11 protein-coding genes are annotated in these 14256 nt (G+C 69.5%); 8 read left to right on the top strand and 3 right to left on the bottom strand.

The annotated features are described in order from the left end of the window. The first annotated feature begins 62 nt into the window (after positions 1-62). The 8 genes from ACFFGN_RS20605 to ACFFGN_RS20570 all read left to right on the top strand — a co-directional run bounded on the left by ACFFGN_RS20605 (position 63) and on the right by ACFFGN_RS20570 (position 8474). A complete protein-coding gene (locus tag ACFFGN_RS20605) occupies positions 63-1517 on the top strand; it encodes a class I adenylate-forming enzyme family protein (protein ID WP_380050109.1) in 1455 nt (484 codons plus the stop codon). Beyond that, the gene (locus ACFFGN_RS20600) at positions 1514-1753 is read left to right on the top strand and encodes a glutaredoxin family protein (RefSeq protein ID WP_380050106.1); all 240 of its coding nucleotides are present in this window, start codon (positions 1514-1516) and stop codon (positions 1751-1753) included. The genes ACFFGN_RS20605 and ACFFGN_RS20600 overlap by 4 nt, the downstream gene beginning before the upstream one ends. 281 nt (positions 1754-2034) lie before the next feature. After that, a complete protein-coding gene (locus ACFFGN_RS20595; protein WP_380050103.1) occupies positions 2035-2796 on the top strand; it encodes a redox-sensing transcriptional repressor Rex in 762 nt (253 codons plus the stop codon). Next, a complete protein-coding gene (locus ACFFGN_RS20590) occupies positions 2793-4151 on the top strand; it encodes a glutamyl-tRNA reductase (RefSeq protein ID WP_380050100.1) in 1359 nt (452 codons plus the stop codon). Before ACFFGN_RS20595 ends, ACFFGN_RS20590 begins: the two co-directional genes overlap by 4 nt. Continuing rightward, a complete protein-coding gene (hemC, locus tag ACFFGN_RS20585; protein WP_380050097.1) occupies positions 4148-5029 on the top strand; it encodes a hydroxymethylbilane synthase in 882 nt (293 codons plus the stop codon). Before ACFFGN_RS20590 ends, hemC begins: the two co-directional genes overlap by 4 nt. Then, a complete protein-coding gene (locus ACFFGN_RS20580) occupies positions 5026-6759 on the top strand; it encodes a bifunctional uroporphyrinogen-III C-methyltransferase/uroporphyrinogen-III synthase (RefSeq protein ID WP_380050094.1) in 1734 nt (577 codons plus the stop codon). Before hemC ends, ACFFGN_RS20580 begins: the two co-directional genes overlap by 4 nt. A gap of 5 nt (positions 6760-6764) precedes the next feature. Next, positions 6765-7751 (top strand): porphobilinogen synthase, encoded by a 987-nt coding sequence (gene hemB / locus ACFFGN_RS20575; RefSeq protein ID WP_380050091.1) that lies wholly within the window; start codon positions 6765-6767, stop codon positions 7749-7751. A 267-nt stretch (positions 7752-8018) separates the two neighbouring features. Continuing rightward, on the top strand, positions 8019-8474 hold the full coding sequence (locus ACFFGN_RS20570) for a hypothetical protein (protein WP_380050088.1): 456 nt from the start codon (positions 8019-8021) through the stop codon (positions 8472-8474). On the opposite strand, the gene ACFFGN_RS20565 is transcribed toward ACFFGN_RS20570, so the two are convergent. The 3 genes from ACFFGN_RS20565 to ACFFGN_RS20555 form a co-directional block, all read right to left on the bottom strand. Further along, positions 8401-11637 carry a substrate-binding domain-containing protein gene (locus ACFFGN_RS20565; RefSeq protein ID WP_380050085.1) on the bottom strand — a complete coding sequence of 1079 codons (3237 nt, stop codon included), beginning with the start codon at positions 11635-11637 and terminating at the stop codon, positions 8401-8403. The two genes, ACFFGN_RS20570 and ACFFGN_RS20565, sit on opposite strands and share 74 nt — an antisense overlap. Positions 11638-11795: 158 nt before the next feature. Then, entirely contained in the window at positions 11796-12740 is a 945-nt protein-coding gene (locus tag ACFFGN_RS20560) for a pectate lyase family protein (RefSeq protein WP_380050082.1), read from the bottom strand. A 145-nt stretch (positions 12741-12885) separates the two neighbouring features. Continuing rightward, positions 12886-14121, bottom strand: coding sequence for an MFS transporter (locus ACFFGN_RS20555; protein WP_380050079.1), 1236 nt, complete (start codon positions 14119-14121; stop codon positions 12886-12888). Positions 14122-14256: the final 135 nt, after the last annotated feature.

Genomic DNA, 14256 nt, shown 5'->3' with positions numbered 1-14256 from the left:
CCCGACGCGGCGAAACCCGGCACCGTCGCGACCGGGCCGGACCCGCGTGACAGACTCGCTTTGTGAATGTGAACTTCACCGACCTGCTCAGCGCCACCGCTCAGCGGCACGGGGATCGCCCCGCGCTCGTGGACGGCGACCGCCGGCTGACCTGGGCCGAGCTCGACGCGGCCGTCGACGCGGCCGCCCAGGGGTTCTCCGCGGCCGGGCTGGTGCCCGGATATCGCGTCGTACTGCTGATGGCCAACAGCGTGGGTTTTGTCACCAGCTATCTCGGCTGCCTGCGCGCCGGCCTGGTCGCCGTACCGCTGAACACCGGGCTGACCGCGCCCGAGGTGGCCGGAGTGATCGCGCATTCCGGTGCCCGGCTGGCGGTCACGGACGGTGATCTCGCGGAGAAGGTGCGCGGCACCGGCGTGCGCGTCGTCCGGGCCGGCGAGCTCAGCGGCGCGGCGCCCGTCGTTCCGCAGGCCGACCCGGAATCCCTTGCGGTGTTGCTTTACACGTCAGGTACCAGTGGTGACCCCCGGGCCGCGATGCTGACCCACCGGGCTTTGCTGGCCAACGTCGAGCACCTGGTCGCTCTCGGTGATCACCGCATGGGTCCGGACGACGTCGTACTCGGCGTCCTGCCGTTCTTCCACGCCTTCGGCCTGAACGCCGTGCTCGGCTGGGCCTGCGCCAGCGGGGCCGCGATCGTGCTGCAGCCCCGGTTCGACTCGACGCAAACTCTCGAGCTGGTACGGCGTGAGGGGGTGACCCGGTTGCCGCTGGCCCCACCGGCCCTGGTGGCGCTGCTGGCCCGGCCGGACCTGCGCGAGGCCCTCGCCAAGGTGAAGGTGGTGCTCACCGGCGCCTCGGCTCTGGACCGCTCGATCGCGGACCGCTTCGAACGCGAGACCGGCCTGTTCGTGCATCAGGGCTACGGCCTGACCGAGGCCGCGCCGGGTGTCACCACCACGCTGGGCGAGGGTGATCCCGCGCCGGGTTCGGTAGGCCGTCCGCTGCCCGGGGTGGAGGTGCGGATCGCGGACGAGGACGGCGAGGACGTCGAGGGGGACGACCCGGGCGAGGTGCTCATCCGGGGCGCGAACCTCTTCTCCGGCTACTGGCCGGACGGCGAGGGTGGCCCCGACGAGAACGGCTGGTACCGCACGGGTGACGTCGGTTACCTGGACAACTCCGGCGACCTGTTCCTCGTCGATCGGCTGCGCGAGCTGATCATCGTGTCCGGGTTCAACGTCTTCCCGGTCGAGGTCGAGGAGGTACTGGTCTCCGCGCCGGGCGTTCGTGAGGCGGCCGTCATCGGTGTGCCTTCGGACGAGACCGGCGAGGCGGTCAAGGCCTTCGTGGTGCCGGCGGTCGGCGCTGCCGTGACCAAGGACGAGGTGCTCGCGTTCGCCGCGACCAGGCTGGCGAAGTTCAAGTGCCCGGTCGAGCTGGAGATCGTGGACCACCTGCCGCACTCCGTCACCGGCAAGGTGGCCAAGGGACAGTTGAGGGGATCGGGCCGATGAGCGAGCGCGTCACGCTCTACGCCAAGCCGGGCTGTCATCTTTGCGATGACGCCCGGGCGATCATCGCGGCCGTCTGCGCGGAGACCGGCACGGGTTTCACCGAGATCGACATCACCAGCGATCCGGCCCTGTTCGAGCGGTACGGCGAGCAGATTCCGGTCACCCTGGTCGACGGCAAGCAGCACGATTTCTGGCGAGTGGACCCCGCGCGCCTGCGCAAGGCCCTCGGCGCCTGAACCAAGCCTGCCCCAAGCCCGAACCAAGCCCGAACCAAGCCTGCCCCACGCCTGAGCCACGCCTGACGCGTGCGCTGAGTCACGGCTCAACCCACTGCTGGCCGGCGCCGGTGGGCGACCTCGCGCTCACGCAGAGCCAACCGGGCCGCCAGCGCCGTGAGAGTGGTCACGCGGTGAGACCAGTGGGCCTTCTCGATTTTGTTCTCACGTTCACAAACTCCTAGAGTGGGGTAGTCGCCAGCCGTGAGGCGGCGGCTCAGAACCACCAGTCCAGGAGAACCGTGACGCCTGCCCGCAGCCGTCGCCCCGGAGCGCCGTCGAGAACAGAGCGCGGCATTCCCGAGGCCACTGTCGCTCGCTTGCCGGTGTACCTGCGGGCCCTGACCGCCTTGTCGGACAGCGGCACCGCCACCGCGTCGAGCGAGGACCTCGCGACCGCTGCGGGGGTCAACTCGGCCAAGCTTCGCAAGGACCTGTCCTACCTCGGGTCGTACGGCACCAGAGGTGTCGGCTACGACGTCGAGTATCTGCGCTACCAGATCGCGCGCGAGATCGGGGTCACCCAGGACTGGTCGGTCGTCATCGTCGGGATCGGAAATCTCGGTCACGCGCTGGCGAACTACTCCGGCTTCGGCACCCGCGGTTTCCGCATCGTGGCGCTGCTCGACGCGGATCCGGCCCTGATCGGTGCGCGTGTCGGCGAGATGGTCGTGCGCGACTTCGCCGAACTGGACGAGATCGTCGCCACCGAGGACGTCGCGATCGGTGTCATCACCACTCCCGCCGGTCCGGCCCAGGAGGTGTGCGACCGGCTGGTCGCCGCCGGGGTGACCAGCATTCTGAACTTCGCGCCCGTGGTGCTGTCCGTGCCCGCCGGTGTCGACATCCGCAAGGTGGACCTCTCGATCGAGTTGCAGATCCTGGCGTACCACGAACAACGAAAGTCCGGAGAGGCGGCGCTCACCGAGGTGCCCGAACTGCCAGTGATCAACGGTCTGCCCAAGGTCGACGACCTGCCCACCAAGCGTGGTGTGGGCGCATGAGTTACCTCGTCGTCGGGATCTCCCATCGCAGTGCGGACATCACCGTGCTCGAGCGGGTCGCGCTGGACTCGGACGCGGCCACCAAGCTGGCGATCGCCGTACAGAACAGCGCGGCCGTGACCGAGTCGGCCGTGCTCGCCACCTGTAACCGGACCGAGGTCTACGCCACCGTCGACCGGTTCCACGCGGGTATGGACGAGGTCACCGCGATCCTGGCCGAGATCACCGGGGTGCCGCTGATCGACCTGGCCGAGCACCTGTACGTGCACTTCGAGGAAGGCGCCGTCGCGCACCTGTTCCAGGTCGCGGTCGGGCTGGACTCGATGGTGGTCGGTGAGAGCCAGATCCTGGGCCAGGTGAAGGAGACCCTGCGCGTCGGGCAGGACCTCGAGACCATCGGTACCAGCCTGAACGCCCTGTTCCAGCACGCCTTGCGCGTCGGTAAGCGGGCCCGGGCCGAGACCGGTATCGACTCGGCCGGCCGCTCCGTGGTCAGCGCCGGGCTCGACGCCGTGGCCGGTCCGCTCGGTGGCCTGACCGGCCGCCGAGCACTGGTGGTCGGCGCCGGTTCGATGGCCTCACTGGCGGCTCAGACCCTCGCGGCCGACGGCGCAGCCCACGTCGTGGTGGCCAACCGCAACCTGGACCGCGCGATCATTCTGGCCGAGCGCGTCGGTGGTACGGCGATTCCGCTCGCGGGTGTGCCCGACGCGATGGCCGAGGCCGACGTGGTGGTGTCCTGCACGGGGGCGCGCGGCGTGGTGCTGACCGAGGAAATGGTCCGTACGGCGTCCAGCGGCCGGCCGTTCGGGCTGCTGGACGTCGCCCTGCCGCGGGATATCGCGCCCGAGGCGGCCCAGCTGCCCGGCGTCACGCTGATCACGCTGGCCGATCTGGTCGGCACCGCGGGTGGCGCCGAGGAGGACATCGAGGACGTTCGCCGGATCGTGCACGAGGAGACCGGCGCCTTCGCCGCGACCCGCCGCGCCGTTTCGGTGACGCCGACGGTGGTCGCCCTGCGCACGATGGCGGGCGAACTCGTCGACGCGGAACTGGCCCGGCTGGACCGGCGCCTGCCGGACTTGACCGAGGCGCAACGGCACGAGGTCGCCCGGACCATTCGCCGGGTGGTCGACAAGGTGCTGCACACGCCGACCGTGCGGGTGAAGGAACTGGCCGCCGATCCCGGTGGCCCGACCTACGCCGACGCGCTGCGCGAACTGTTCGCTCTGGACCCGGCCGCGGTCGACGCGGTCACGGCTCCGCTGGACAAGTCCGCCGAGACCACCGCCGGCCCGATCGCCGGCAAATCAGCCGGCAGGTCGGTCGGCCAGACCCGAGGGGAGTCCGCATGATCCGGCTCGGAACACGCCGATCGGCACTCGCCACCGCCCAGGCGACGATGGTGGCGGAGGCCCTGCGCGGCCACGGCCACGAGGTCGAACTGGTGCTGATCACCACCACCGGTGACGTGAATCGCGCGCCGCTGGAGCAGATCGGCGGCACCGGCGTTTTTGTCAGCGCGCTGCGCGATGCCCTGGTGGCCAACGAGATCGACATCGCAGTGCACTCGCTGAAGGACCTGCCGACGGCGCCGCTCGAGGCGCTCACCGTCGCGGGTATCCCGCCGCGGGAGGACCCGCGCGACGTACTGGTGGCCCGTGACGGCATGACGCTCGGCGAACTGCCGACCGGCGCCGTGATCGGAACCGGCGCACCGCGGCGGCAGGCACAGCTCGAGGCGCTCGGCCTCGGTTTGGAACTCACCGGCATCCGCGGCAACGTGGACAGCCGGATCGCGATGGTTGCCGACGGCAAGGTCGACGCCGTCGTACTGGCCCGGGCCGGACTGGCCCGGCTGGGCCGGCTGGACGAGGTCACCGAGACGATCGACCCGATCCAGGTGCTGCCGGCACCTGGCCAGGGCGCCTTGGCGATCGAGTGCCGCGCGGACGACGAGGCCGTGATCACCGCGGTCGCGGTACTGGATGATCCGGCCACCCGGGCCGCCGTTCAGGCCGAGCGGCAGTTGCTGGCCACGCTCGAGGCCGGCTGCACCGCACCGGTCGGCGCGCTCGCCGAGGTGGTCGAGGGGGACGACGGGCCGGAGCTGTGGCTGCGGGCCGCGCTGGGTGGCGACAACGGAGTACGCCGCCTGTCGGCGTACGGACCGGTGGACGATCCGGCGGGCCTCGGCCGCTCGCTGGCGAACGAACTGCTGGAGCGGCTATGAGCAAGGCCGGTTCCACGACTTCTCCGACGAGAACGACGAAGGCAAAGGCGACAGCAAACGTGAGCAGCGCGAAGACAGCAGCGGCCACCACGACACCTCAGCCGGTGCCGGCAAAGGTCGCGGCCAAGACGACAGCGGCGGCCAAGCCCGCCAAGCCGCTCGGCCACGTCACGTTCGTCGGTGTCGGCCCGGGCGATCCCGCCCTGCTGACGCTGGCCGGCCGCGACGTGCTCGCCGGTGCCGATGCGGTGGTGGTGGAGGGCAACCGGCACGACGCCTTCCTGACCTACTGCCGCCCCGGCGTCGAGATCGTGGACGCCTCCGGCGCGGAGGGCAGTCGCGCGCTGCGCACCGCGGCCCGGGCCCGCCTGGTGGTGAAGACGGCCAAGAACGCGGCGAACGTGGTCCGGCTGCTGACCGGCGACCCGTTCACCTTCTCCAGTGGTGCCGAGGAGGCGACCGCCTGCCGCAAGGCCGGTATCAACTTCAACGTGGTGCCCGGTGTCAGCGAGGTGACCGCCGTACCGACGTACGCCGGTATCCCGCTGACGGTGAAGAGCGATCGCGACGTCGCGGTGCTGGACCTGGCCGAGGCGAAGCTGGACTTCAGCCGGTACAACCCCAAGCACACGCTGGTGCTGCTGAACGCGATGGAGGTACTGCGCGAAACCGTTGCGGCGCTGACCGACGCCGGGTTCGACCCGCAGACCCCGGTCGCGCTGACCACCGATGGTACGACGACCGCCCAGCAGAGCGTGGTCGGCACCCTCAGCACGATCGTCGCGGATCTGCGCAGCGCGAAGATCACCGGCGAGGCCGTGATCGTGATCGGCTCGGTGGTCGAGCAGCGCGAGACGCTGTCGTGGTTCGAGACCAAGCCGCTGTTCGGCTGGCGCATCCTGGTGCCGCGCACCAAGGACCAGGCCGGCCCGCTGATGGACCGCCTCCGCCGGTACGGCGCGATGCCCGAGGAGGTGCCGACCATCTCGGTCGAGCCGCCGCGGAACCCGCAGCAGATGGACAAGGCCATTCGTGGCCTGGTCGAGGGCCGGTACGAGTGGGTCGCCTTCACCTCGGTGAACGCGGTGCGCGCCGTGCGGGAGAAGTTCGACGAGTACGGCCTGGACGCCCGGGCCTTCTCCGGCCTGAAGATCGCCGCCGTCGGTGACAAGACCGCCGAGGCGATCAGCGACTGGGGTATCAAGCCGGACCTGGTGCCGTCGGGTGAGCAGTCGGCCCGTGGCCTGGTCGAGGACTGGCCGCCGTTCGACGAGGTACTGGACCCGATCAACCGGGTCTTCCTGCCCCGGGCGGACATCGCCACCGAGACGCTGGTGGCCGGTCTGACCGAACTGGGCTGGGAGGTCGACGACGTCACGGCGTACCGGACCGTGCGGGCCGCCCCGCCGCCCGCGCCGACCCGCGAGGCGATCAAGACCGGCAAGTTCGACGCGGTCGTGTTCACCTCCTCCTCGACCGTGCGCAACCTGGTCGGCATCGCCGGCAAGCCGCACGCGTCGACGGTGATCGCGGTGATCGGCCCGGCCACCTTGAAGACCGCCGAGGAACACGGTCTGCGGGTGGACGCGATGGCCGAGAGCCCCTCGGCCGAGGAGCTCGCGGACGCGCTGGCCCGGTTCGGCGCCGACCGTCGCGAGACGATGATCGAGGCCGGCGATCCGGTCACCCGTCCGTCCGAGCGCCGCTCGGGATCACGCAGGAAGAGCTGAGGCAGATGAGCGGTTTCCCGGATGTGCGTCCGCGGCGGCTGAGGTCGTCCGCGGCGGTGCGAAGGCTGGTCGCCGAGACCACTCTGCAGCCGCGGCAGCTGATCCTGCCGCTGTTCGTCCGGGAGAACGCGACCGAGCCGATTCCGATCAGCTCGATGCCCGGTGTCTACCAGCACACCCGCGACACCGCTCGCAAGGCCGTCGCCGAAGCCGCCGCGCGCGGCCTCGGCGGCGTGATGCTGTTCGGCGTACCGGAGCACAAGGACGCCACCGGTTCCGGCGGACTCGACCCGAACGGCATTCTGAACGTCGCCATCCGGGATGCCGTCAGCGAGGCCGGTGACGAGCTGCTGGTGATGTCCGACCTGTGCCTGGACGAGTTCACCGATCATGGCCACTGCGGCGTGCTCGACGCCGCGGGCCGGGTCGACAACGACGCGACCTTGCAGCTGTACGCCGAGATGGGCGTGGCCCAGGCCGAGGCCGGCGCGCACGTCGTCGGCCCGTCGGGAATGATGGACGGCCAGGTCGGTGCCGTCCGTAAGGCGCTCGACGGGGCCGGCCACACCGACACGGTCATCCTGGCGTACTCGGTGAAGTACGCCTCGGCCTTCTTCGGCCCGTTCCGCGAGGCCGTCGGCTCTTCCCTGCAAGGCGATCGCAAGACCTATCAGCAGGACCCGGCCAACGCCCACGACGCCATCCGCGAGGTCGACCTCGACGTGGCCGAAGGCGCCGACATCGTGATGGTGAAGCCCGCGCTGGCCTATCTCGACATCATTCGCCAGGTCCGGGACCACGTCGACGTACCCGTCGCGGCGTACAACATCTCCGGTGAGTACGCGATGGTCGAGGCCGCCGCCGCCAACGGCTGGATCGACCGCGAGCGCGCGATTCTCGAGACGCTCACCGCGATCCGCCGCGCCGGCGCCGACATCATTCTCAGCTACTGGGCCGCCGAGGCCGTGCACCTACTGGACCGCGTCCGCTAACGAAGCGATGAGCTGGGGACAGTGCCCGCAGCAGGCCGCCGGGCACCCGGTTTCAGCCCCGCTACCGGCTTTCCGCAAGCCCGCTACCGGGTCTTGTACCGACTACCCGGCTGCAACCGGGTAACGGCGCCAAACCCCGGCAGCCGGTGCCGAAGGCTTCCCGGAACAGTCCGAGGCCGGCCGCGCCCGACGTATATCACCTCTCCCGCGAGTGGACGCGTCCACTCGCGGTCGTGGGGAGGTGGGCTAGCGAACTAAGGTCGGGGGATGGCGAAGGTATCCATCGACGAGCTCGGGGCCTGGGTGCTGAAGTGCAACCCGAAGGTCACCAACGTGCCGAGCCTGCTGGCCGACCGGGGCCGGTCGATCGAAACGTGGTGCGTCGCGGACAACTACCGTTCGGCCTTGTTCGAGGCGGGCCAGCCGGTCCTGTTCTGGGTGTCGGGACCAGCCCGCGGCAAACCGGAGCCCGGTATCTGGGGGCGTGGCCTGGTGACCGGTCCTGCCCGGCAGGTCCACGGCAAGTACGTCGTACCGGTGGAGCTGGAGTTGTTCGACCAGCCGGTGTCGCGAACCTTGATCGCCGGTCACGGCCCGCTGCGCGGCATCGAGCCGATCCGGCAGCCGGTGATGAGCAACCCCAGCTACGTCACGAAGGCGGAACTAGCGGCCCTGGAAGAACTGGCGTTCCTTCCCGAAACGCCTGCGGGGATACGCCGGTGAGCTTGCGGAACGTCCTGCTGAAGTAGGCCCGGTCGCGGAAGCCCACTCGCCGTGCAACCAACTGGACGCTGTCGTTGCTGTTGCGCAGGCGTTCTTTCGCTTGCTGAATGCGCAGCCGGTTCAAGTACAGCCAAGGCGACAGGCCGAGTTCCCGGTGGAAGACCCGGCTCAGGTAGTCCTCGCTCATTCCAGCGGCTTCCGCGACCTGACGTCGGCTGATCGGGTGATGGAACCGCTGATGCAGGTACGCCACCGCCTCCCGGACCCGGATCTTGCTGAGTTGGGCCGCGGTATGGCCCGGCGCGACAAGCCGTACGAGCAGATCGGTCAGTTCGGCCTCGGAGAGAATGCCCTCTCCGATCAGGACAACCCGTGGATGTGGCTCGGCCCGCAGTACGTCGCGGGCGGTGATCGGGCCGCCGCTGAGCACCAGCGCGGGTACGGGAGCGCCTTCCGTGGCGAGACGATCGAGTACGTCGAAGGCGTCCATGTCGGGCAAGGACTTAGCCAGTACTAGTAGCCCGGGCACATCCTGACCGAGCGAGGTGAGGGCCGTCGTACCGTCGGCGGCCGCCAGTACGGGATGGCCCGGCAGGATCTGCTGCAGGATTCGCCGATAGGTCTCGCGAGACCCGCAGGAGTCATCCGCGATCACTACGGGCGCGGTGGCTCCGGCCGGACGAGCCGACGCGAGCAACTCGGTCAAGCCCCGGCTAGTCGTCTCCGGACGTCCGTAGACCAGGAACGGCGTACGGCGCAGCGAGGGATGATCGTGCAGATGGCGGATCAACGGCCAGTCCTCGGTCCGCAGCTCCGCCAGATCCAACGCCACCCCGGCCGGCCGGGCGATATCGCCGGTGGCCTCACTCGAACGCAGCAGCCGCACGCTGACGCCAAGCCGCGACGCGATCTCACCCGACTCGGCAACCGTGCCAACACTCATCAAGCTGTACGCCGGTCCGGTCGGCGCGCGTCGACCACTGGGCGTCGGCAGCGGTATTTCGATCTGGAACGTGCCACCAACCGGCCCGGTGTCGAACCGCAGCGAGCCATCGTGCAACGCGATCAGGCGCTGGGCGATCGGTAGCGCGAACTCCGGGCCGGCGCCGAACGATCCGGACGGCAGCGAACGGCCACAGTCCACCCGCAACCGGATCCGCAGGCACGGCGGCAGTACGTCGGCCTCCAGGGTCACCCGGCCGCCGAGGCGATCGGTGGTGACGCGCAACGCGATCAACGCCTGCCTCAACCGGTCCCGATCGGCCTGGATCAACGGCAGCCGCGTCGGCAACCGGGCGCCGAAGACCTCGTGCAGCAGATCGCGCGGATCCAGCAGCGCGGGGGACAGGGCGACGGCGTCGATCTCGATCCGGGACAGGTCCAGCAGGTTGCCGATCACCCGGAGCTGGAGTTCGGCGTCGGCGCGCAGCCGGGCCAATCCGGCGACCAGCTCGTCGGGTGGTGCCTCCAACGCCGCGACCGACCGGCGCAGAGTGGCCAGCTGCCGCAGCATGCCGACGACCGGTTCGCGCAGCACCTCGCTCACACTGGCGAGCAGCCCGCTCTTGGCCTGGTTCGCCTGTTCGGCCGAGTCGCGCGCGTCGAGGACCTCCTGGAACAGCCGGATCTCCTTCAGCGTATGGCTGATCTGCTCACCGAGCGCCCGGTAGATCGTGCCATCGCGGGAGCCGACCTCGAACAACCCGAACCCGAGCAGTTCATCCCGCACATAGAGCGGCTCGGCAACCATGCTGAACCGGCGATCGGACGGCAGCATCTTCGCCACCGCGAGATTGGCCCGCCGTTCCAGCGAGAGGTGCCACGCGGGAATGCCGAGCTCGGGTAGTTGCCGGTCGAGCACGCTCTCCAAGGCGGCTTCGTCCACCACTGAGGACAAGGCGTTGCCCAGCTCTCGCAGACGGCGGGAGGCCTGTTCGGTCTGCCAGCGTTCCGCTTCCAGTTGGCGATGCGCGGCCTCGGCAACGATCAGGCGGGCCTGTCCGATCAGCCGCTCGGCTCGTACCTGCTGCGCGGTATCAAGGCCCGCTGCCGCGCGCTGGCGCAGTCCGGCGATCGCCGCCGCCCAGCTGTCGAGTTGATCCGGCGTGGTGGCCCAGGTCCGAACCAGGCGATCGATCTCGGTCAGGAAGCGGGCGTCGTCCGAGGCCGGGCGGAAGGCCTGGTTGAACGCCGAGAGCAGGAACTCCCGAGGTAGTGGTGGCAACCGTTCGAGACCGGCCTCCGGTTGGCTCGTGAGCGCGCCGGGGCAACCGCAGGACCGGCGGATCACCAGGTTCGAACGAGGTGGTGGCCGATCAACCACCGGTGCGTTGCCCATCCGCTCCAGCAGGGTTTCCACCGCCAGCTCGCCCAGGTCCGCGTACGGCATCGAGACCGAGGTGAGTGGCGGATCGGTCAGCCGCGCCTCGGGGGAGTCGTTGAACCCGGCCACGGACACGTCCCGCGGGACAGTAATGCCCCGTTGCGAAAGCACGCGCAGGGCCTCCGCCGCGAGCAGATCGCTGCACGCGACCACGGCGTCGAAGTCGCGCCCGGGCTGAAGGCCGCGCGCGTCCAGCAAGGCGTGCATGGCCGACGCGCCCGCGCCGGTGCGGGAGTCGCCCGGGGTCGAGATCAGCTTGGGGTCCAGCCGCAGTCTGCGCCGCGACAGGGTGTCGGAGTACGCGCGCAGTCGTTCCGCCGTGGCGGGATTCGCGGCCGTGCCGGGAATGAAGGCGATCCGGGTACGGGCGTGCACCTCGATCAGATGCTCGATCACCGCGCACATACCGTGATAGCTGTCGAGTACGAGCGGATCCGCCGCGCCGATCGCGCCGTTCAGGCTGACCAGCGGCAACCGGTTGAAGCGTTCGGTCAGCCGGCTGGTACGGCGATGGTCGGCGGGCAGTTCGAGGGCCGAGGTCCAGCAGATCAGCCCGTCGAGCAGTTCCGGATCGACCAGGTCGTACACCGAGTTGGGCGGCCGGTCGGTGGTACGGACCTCGCCGCCGGGAAAGCAGATCAGGTTGACGTCGTGGCGCTCGGCCGCGTCGAGCACGGCCGACCACAACGTCGCGCCGACGCCCACCGAGACGTTGGCCGTCACCAGGCCGATCGTCAACCGGCGAACGGGGTCGCGTTCGATCGCATTCGATTCCGTCATCTGTGCCTCACTTTGTCCCCGCGGACGGGCGGTATCCAGCTGCGGGACTTTGCGTAACATAGCCATCGCACCGAGTGAGGACAAGGCGTCGCGATGGGGAAAATCGCAAGGCCCCCGCACACCAGGTGCGGGAGCCATGGCCGAGCGATAGTTGAGCGTCAGGCGACCTTGCCCGTGCCCGCTCCGCTTTGCACCTTGGACTTCACGGTGCTGGCGGCATCCAGCGAGTACGAATACGGAATGGCCTTGACCGTGCCACCCTGCTGGCCACCACCCGAGTTCACGAAGTGGTTGTTGCGGGCAAGCAGTGCGCCGGCCGGGGAGTCACCCTCGCCACGGTGGAACGGATCGCGGGTGTTCTCGAAGTAGTTGCCCTCGACCAGAACACCCGCCTCCATCGTGGACGCGACGCCGTAACCGCTTACGCCACCGTAGTAGTTGTTGTAGACGTGCACCGGGTTACCGAAGCGGACCCGCGGGTGCCGCTGGGTGGTGCCGTCGAACCAGTTGTGGTGGTAGCTGACCCGCAGGTGGCCGCGGTCCTGGCTGCCGTTGCTGTCGCTGTGACCGAGCAGCATCGCCTTGTCGTGGTTGGCGAACTTGTTCCACGACACGGTGATGAAGTCCGAGCCGCGCTTGATGTCGACCGCGCCGTCATAGCCGTTGGAGAAGCTGTTGTGATCGATCCAGATCTTCGTGGAGCTGTCCTGGACGTTGATGGCATCGTCGGACCAGTTGCGGAAGTTGAGGTTCTGGATGATCACGTTGGTGGCGCCGTCGACGTCCAGGCCGCCGCCGGTGATACCCGAGCCGGAACCGACGCCGATCACGGTCTTGTTCGACGTCACGTCGTTCATGCCGCTGATCGCGATCATGCCGCTGACCCGAATGACCTTCGCGCCGCTGCTCGCCAGCGCCGAGGTCAGGGCCGAGGCGGTGGTCACGGTGACCGCCGAGGCGCTGCCGCCACCGGTGGTGCCGGCGCCATATCCGGTCGGCGTACCGACCGCTGCCGCCGTACCGGCCGATCCGACCAGCAGGGCCGCTGCCGACATCATCACCACTGTGATCGCCAGGCCTTGTCGCTTCATCGCTGTGCGCATGGTTCCGTCTCCCATTCTGCTGCGGATTCTCAATCCGGGATCGGCGCTAGAGGGCCGATACGGGCACGCTAGGCAAGCTCGGATGGACAATCGCGACGAAGCTGTGGACTTTGACGGAAAGCGATTGCCTGACGCGACGACGGAATCAGCCCTGGTCGGCGGTGTAACCGGTCAGCGTGCGGGTGGTGGCGGCCTGGACCACGACCGCGGTCAGGCAGGCGAGCCCGCCGGCGATGATGCTGACCACTGGATCGGTGACGCCCGCCACCGTACCGGCACGAGCGTCACCAACACGCGGACCACCCGCGCCGATCACGAAATCGAGGCTGTTCAGCCGGCCGCGCAGCTCGTCCGGGGTGTTCACCTGCAGGATCGTCGCCCGGAAGACCGTGGTGACGATATCGCTGGCGCCCGCCAGGATCAGCAGCGCCACCGCGAGCCACAGCCACGAGGTGAACCCGACCGCCGCGATCGAGCCGCCCCAGATCCCGACCGCCACGAGCATCGCCCGGCCTTGGTAGCGCAGCTGGCTCAGCGGGCCGGACAGCACCGCCGCGACGAGTCCGCCGATACCGATCGACGAGTAGAGCAGGCCGACAGTTTCCGGCCCGCCATGGAAATGGGTGGCGGCCAGCGCCGGGAAGAGCGCGCTCGGCATGGCCAGTCCGGTGGCGAACAGGTCGGTCAGGAAGATCGAGGCGATCAGCCGGTTCCGCCGGGCGTACGCGAGGCCGTCGGCGACCGCCCGGAAGCTGACCGTCGTCCCGCCACCGTGGGGCGGCATCGGCGCGAGCCGCCATACGCCGTACAGCACGGCCAGGAACGTCACCACGTCGGCGATATAGACCGCCTCGGGCCCGGCCGCCGCGGTCAGCACTCCAGCGAGTAGCGGCGCGAGGATGAGCGTCACCTGGAAGTTCAGTTGGTGCAACGCGGCGGCTGCCGCCAGGCGCTCGGGTGGCAGCAGCCGGGCCGTGATGGTTCGCCGCGCGGGCATGTCCACCGCGGTGAATCCCGCGCCGACCGCCGCGAGCACGTAGAGCAACCACAGCTGCCGAAGGTCGAGAAAGGCCTGCACGGTGAGGCCGATCGCGACCACCATCAGGCCAAGGCTGGTGATCAGGACCAGCTTGCGGCGGTCGACCGCGTCCACGATCGAGCCGCCGAGCAGACCGAGCACCACGGTCGGTACGACGGTGGCGAGGCCGACCGCGCCCACGGCGAAGGACGAGCCGGTCAGGTCGTACACCTGGATCGCCACCGCGACGCCGGTCATGAAGCTGCCGAGCGAGGAGAGTGACTGCCCGATCCACAATCGCCGGTAGGCCGGATACTCCCGGAGTGGCCGGATATCGGCTAACAGACGGCGAGGATCAGGCACAACCGGCGATTCTCGTCCGCCGGGCGCTCTGGGGCAAGCGATTACCCCTCGAGGCCGCTGCCGGGTTGTTGCGGCGCTACCCGGTTGCAGAGCCTGTTGCGTTTTGGGTGTGGCGCGGGTTGCTGGGTGGGTTCG

This window comes from Kribbella deserti (genome assembly GCF_042434725.1).
GTDB classification, from domain to species: Bacteria; Actinomycetota; Actinomycetes; order Propionibacteriales; family Kribbellaceae; genus Kribbella; species Kribbella deserti.
This window is presented reverse-complemented; position numbering and strand designations above follow the sequence as displayed.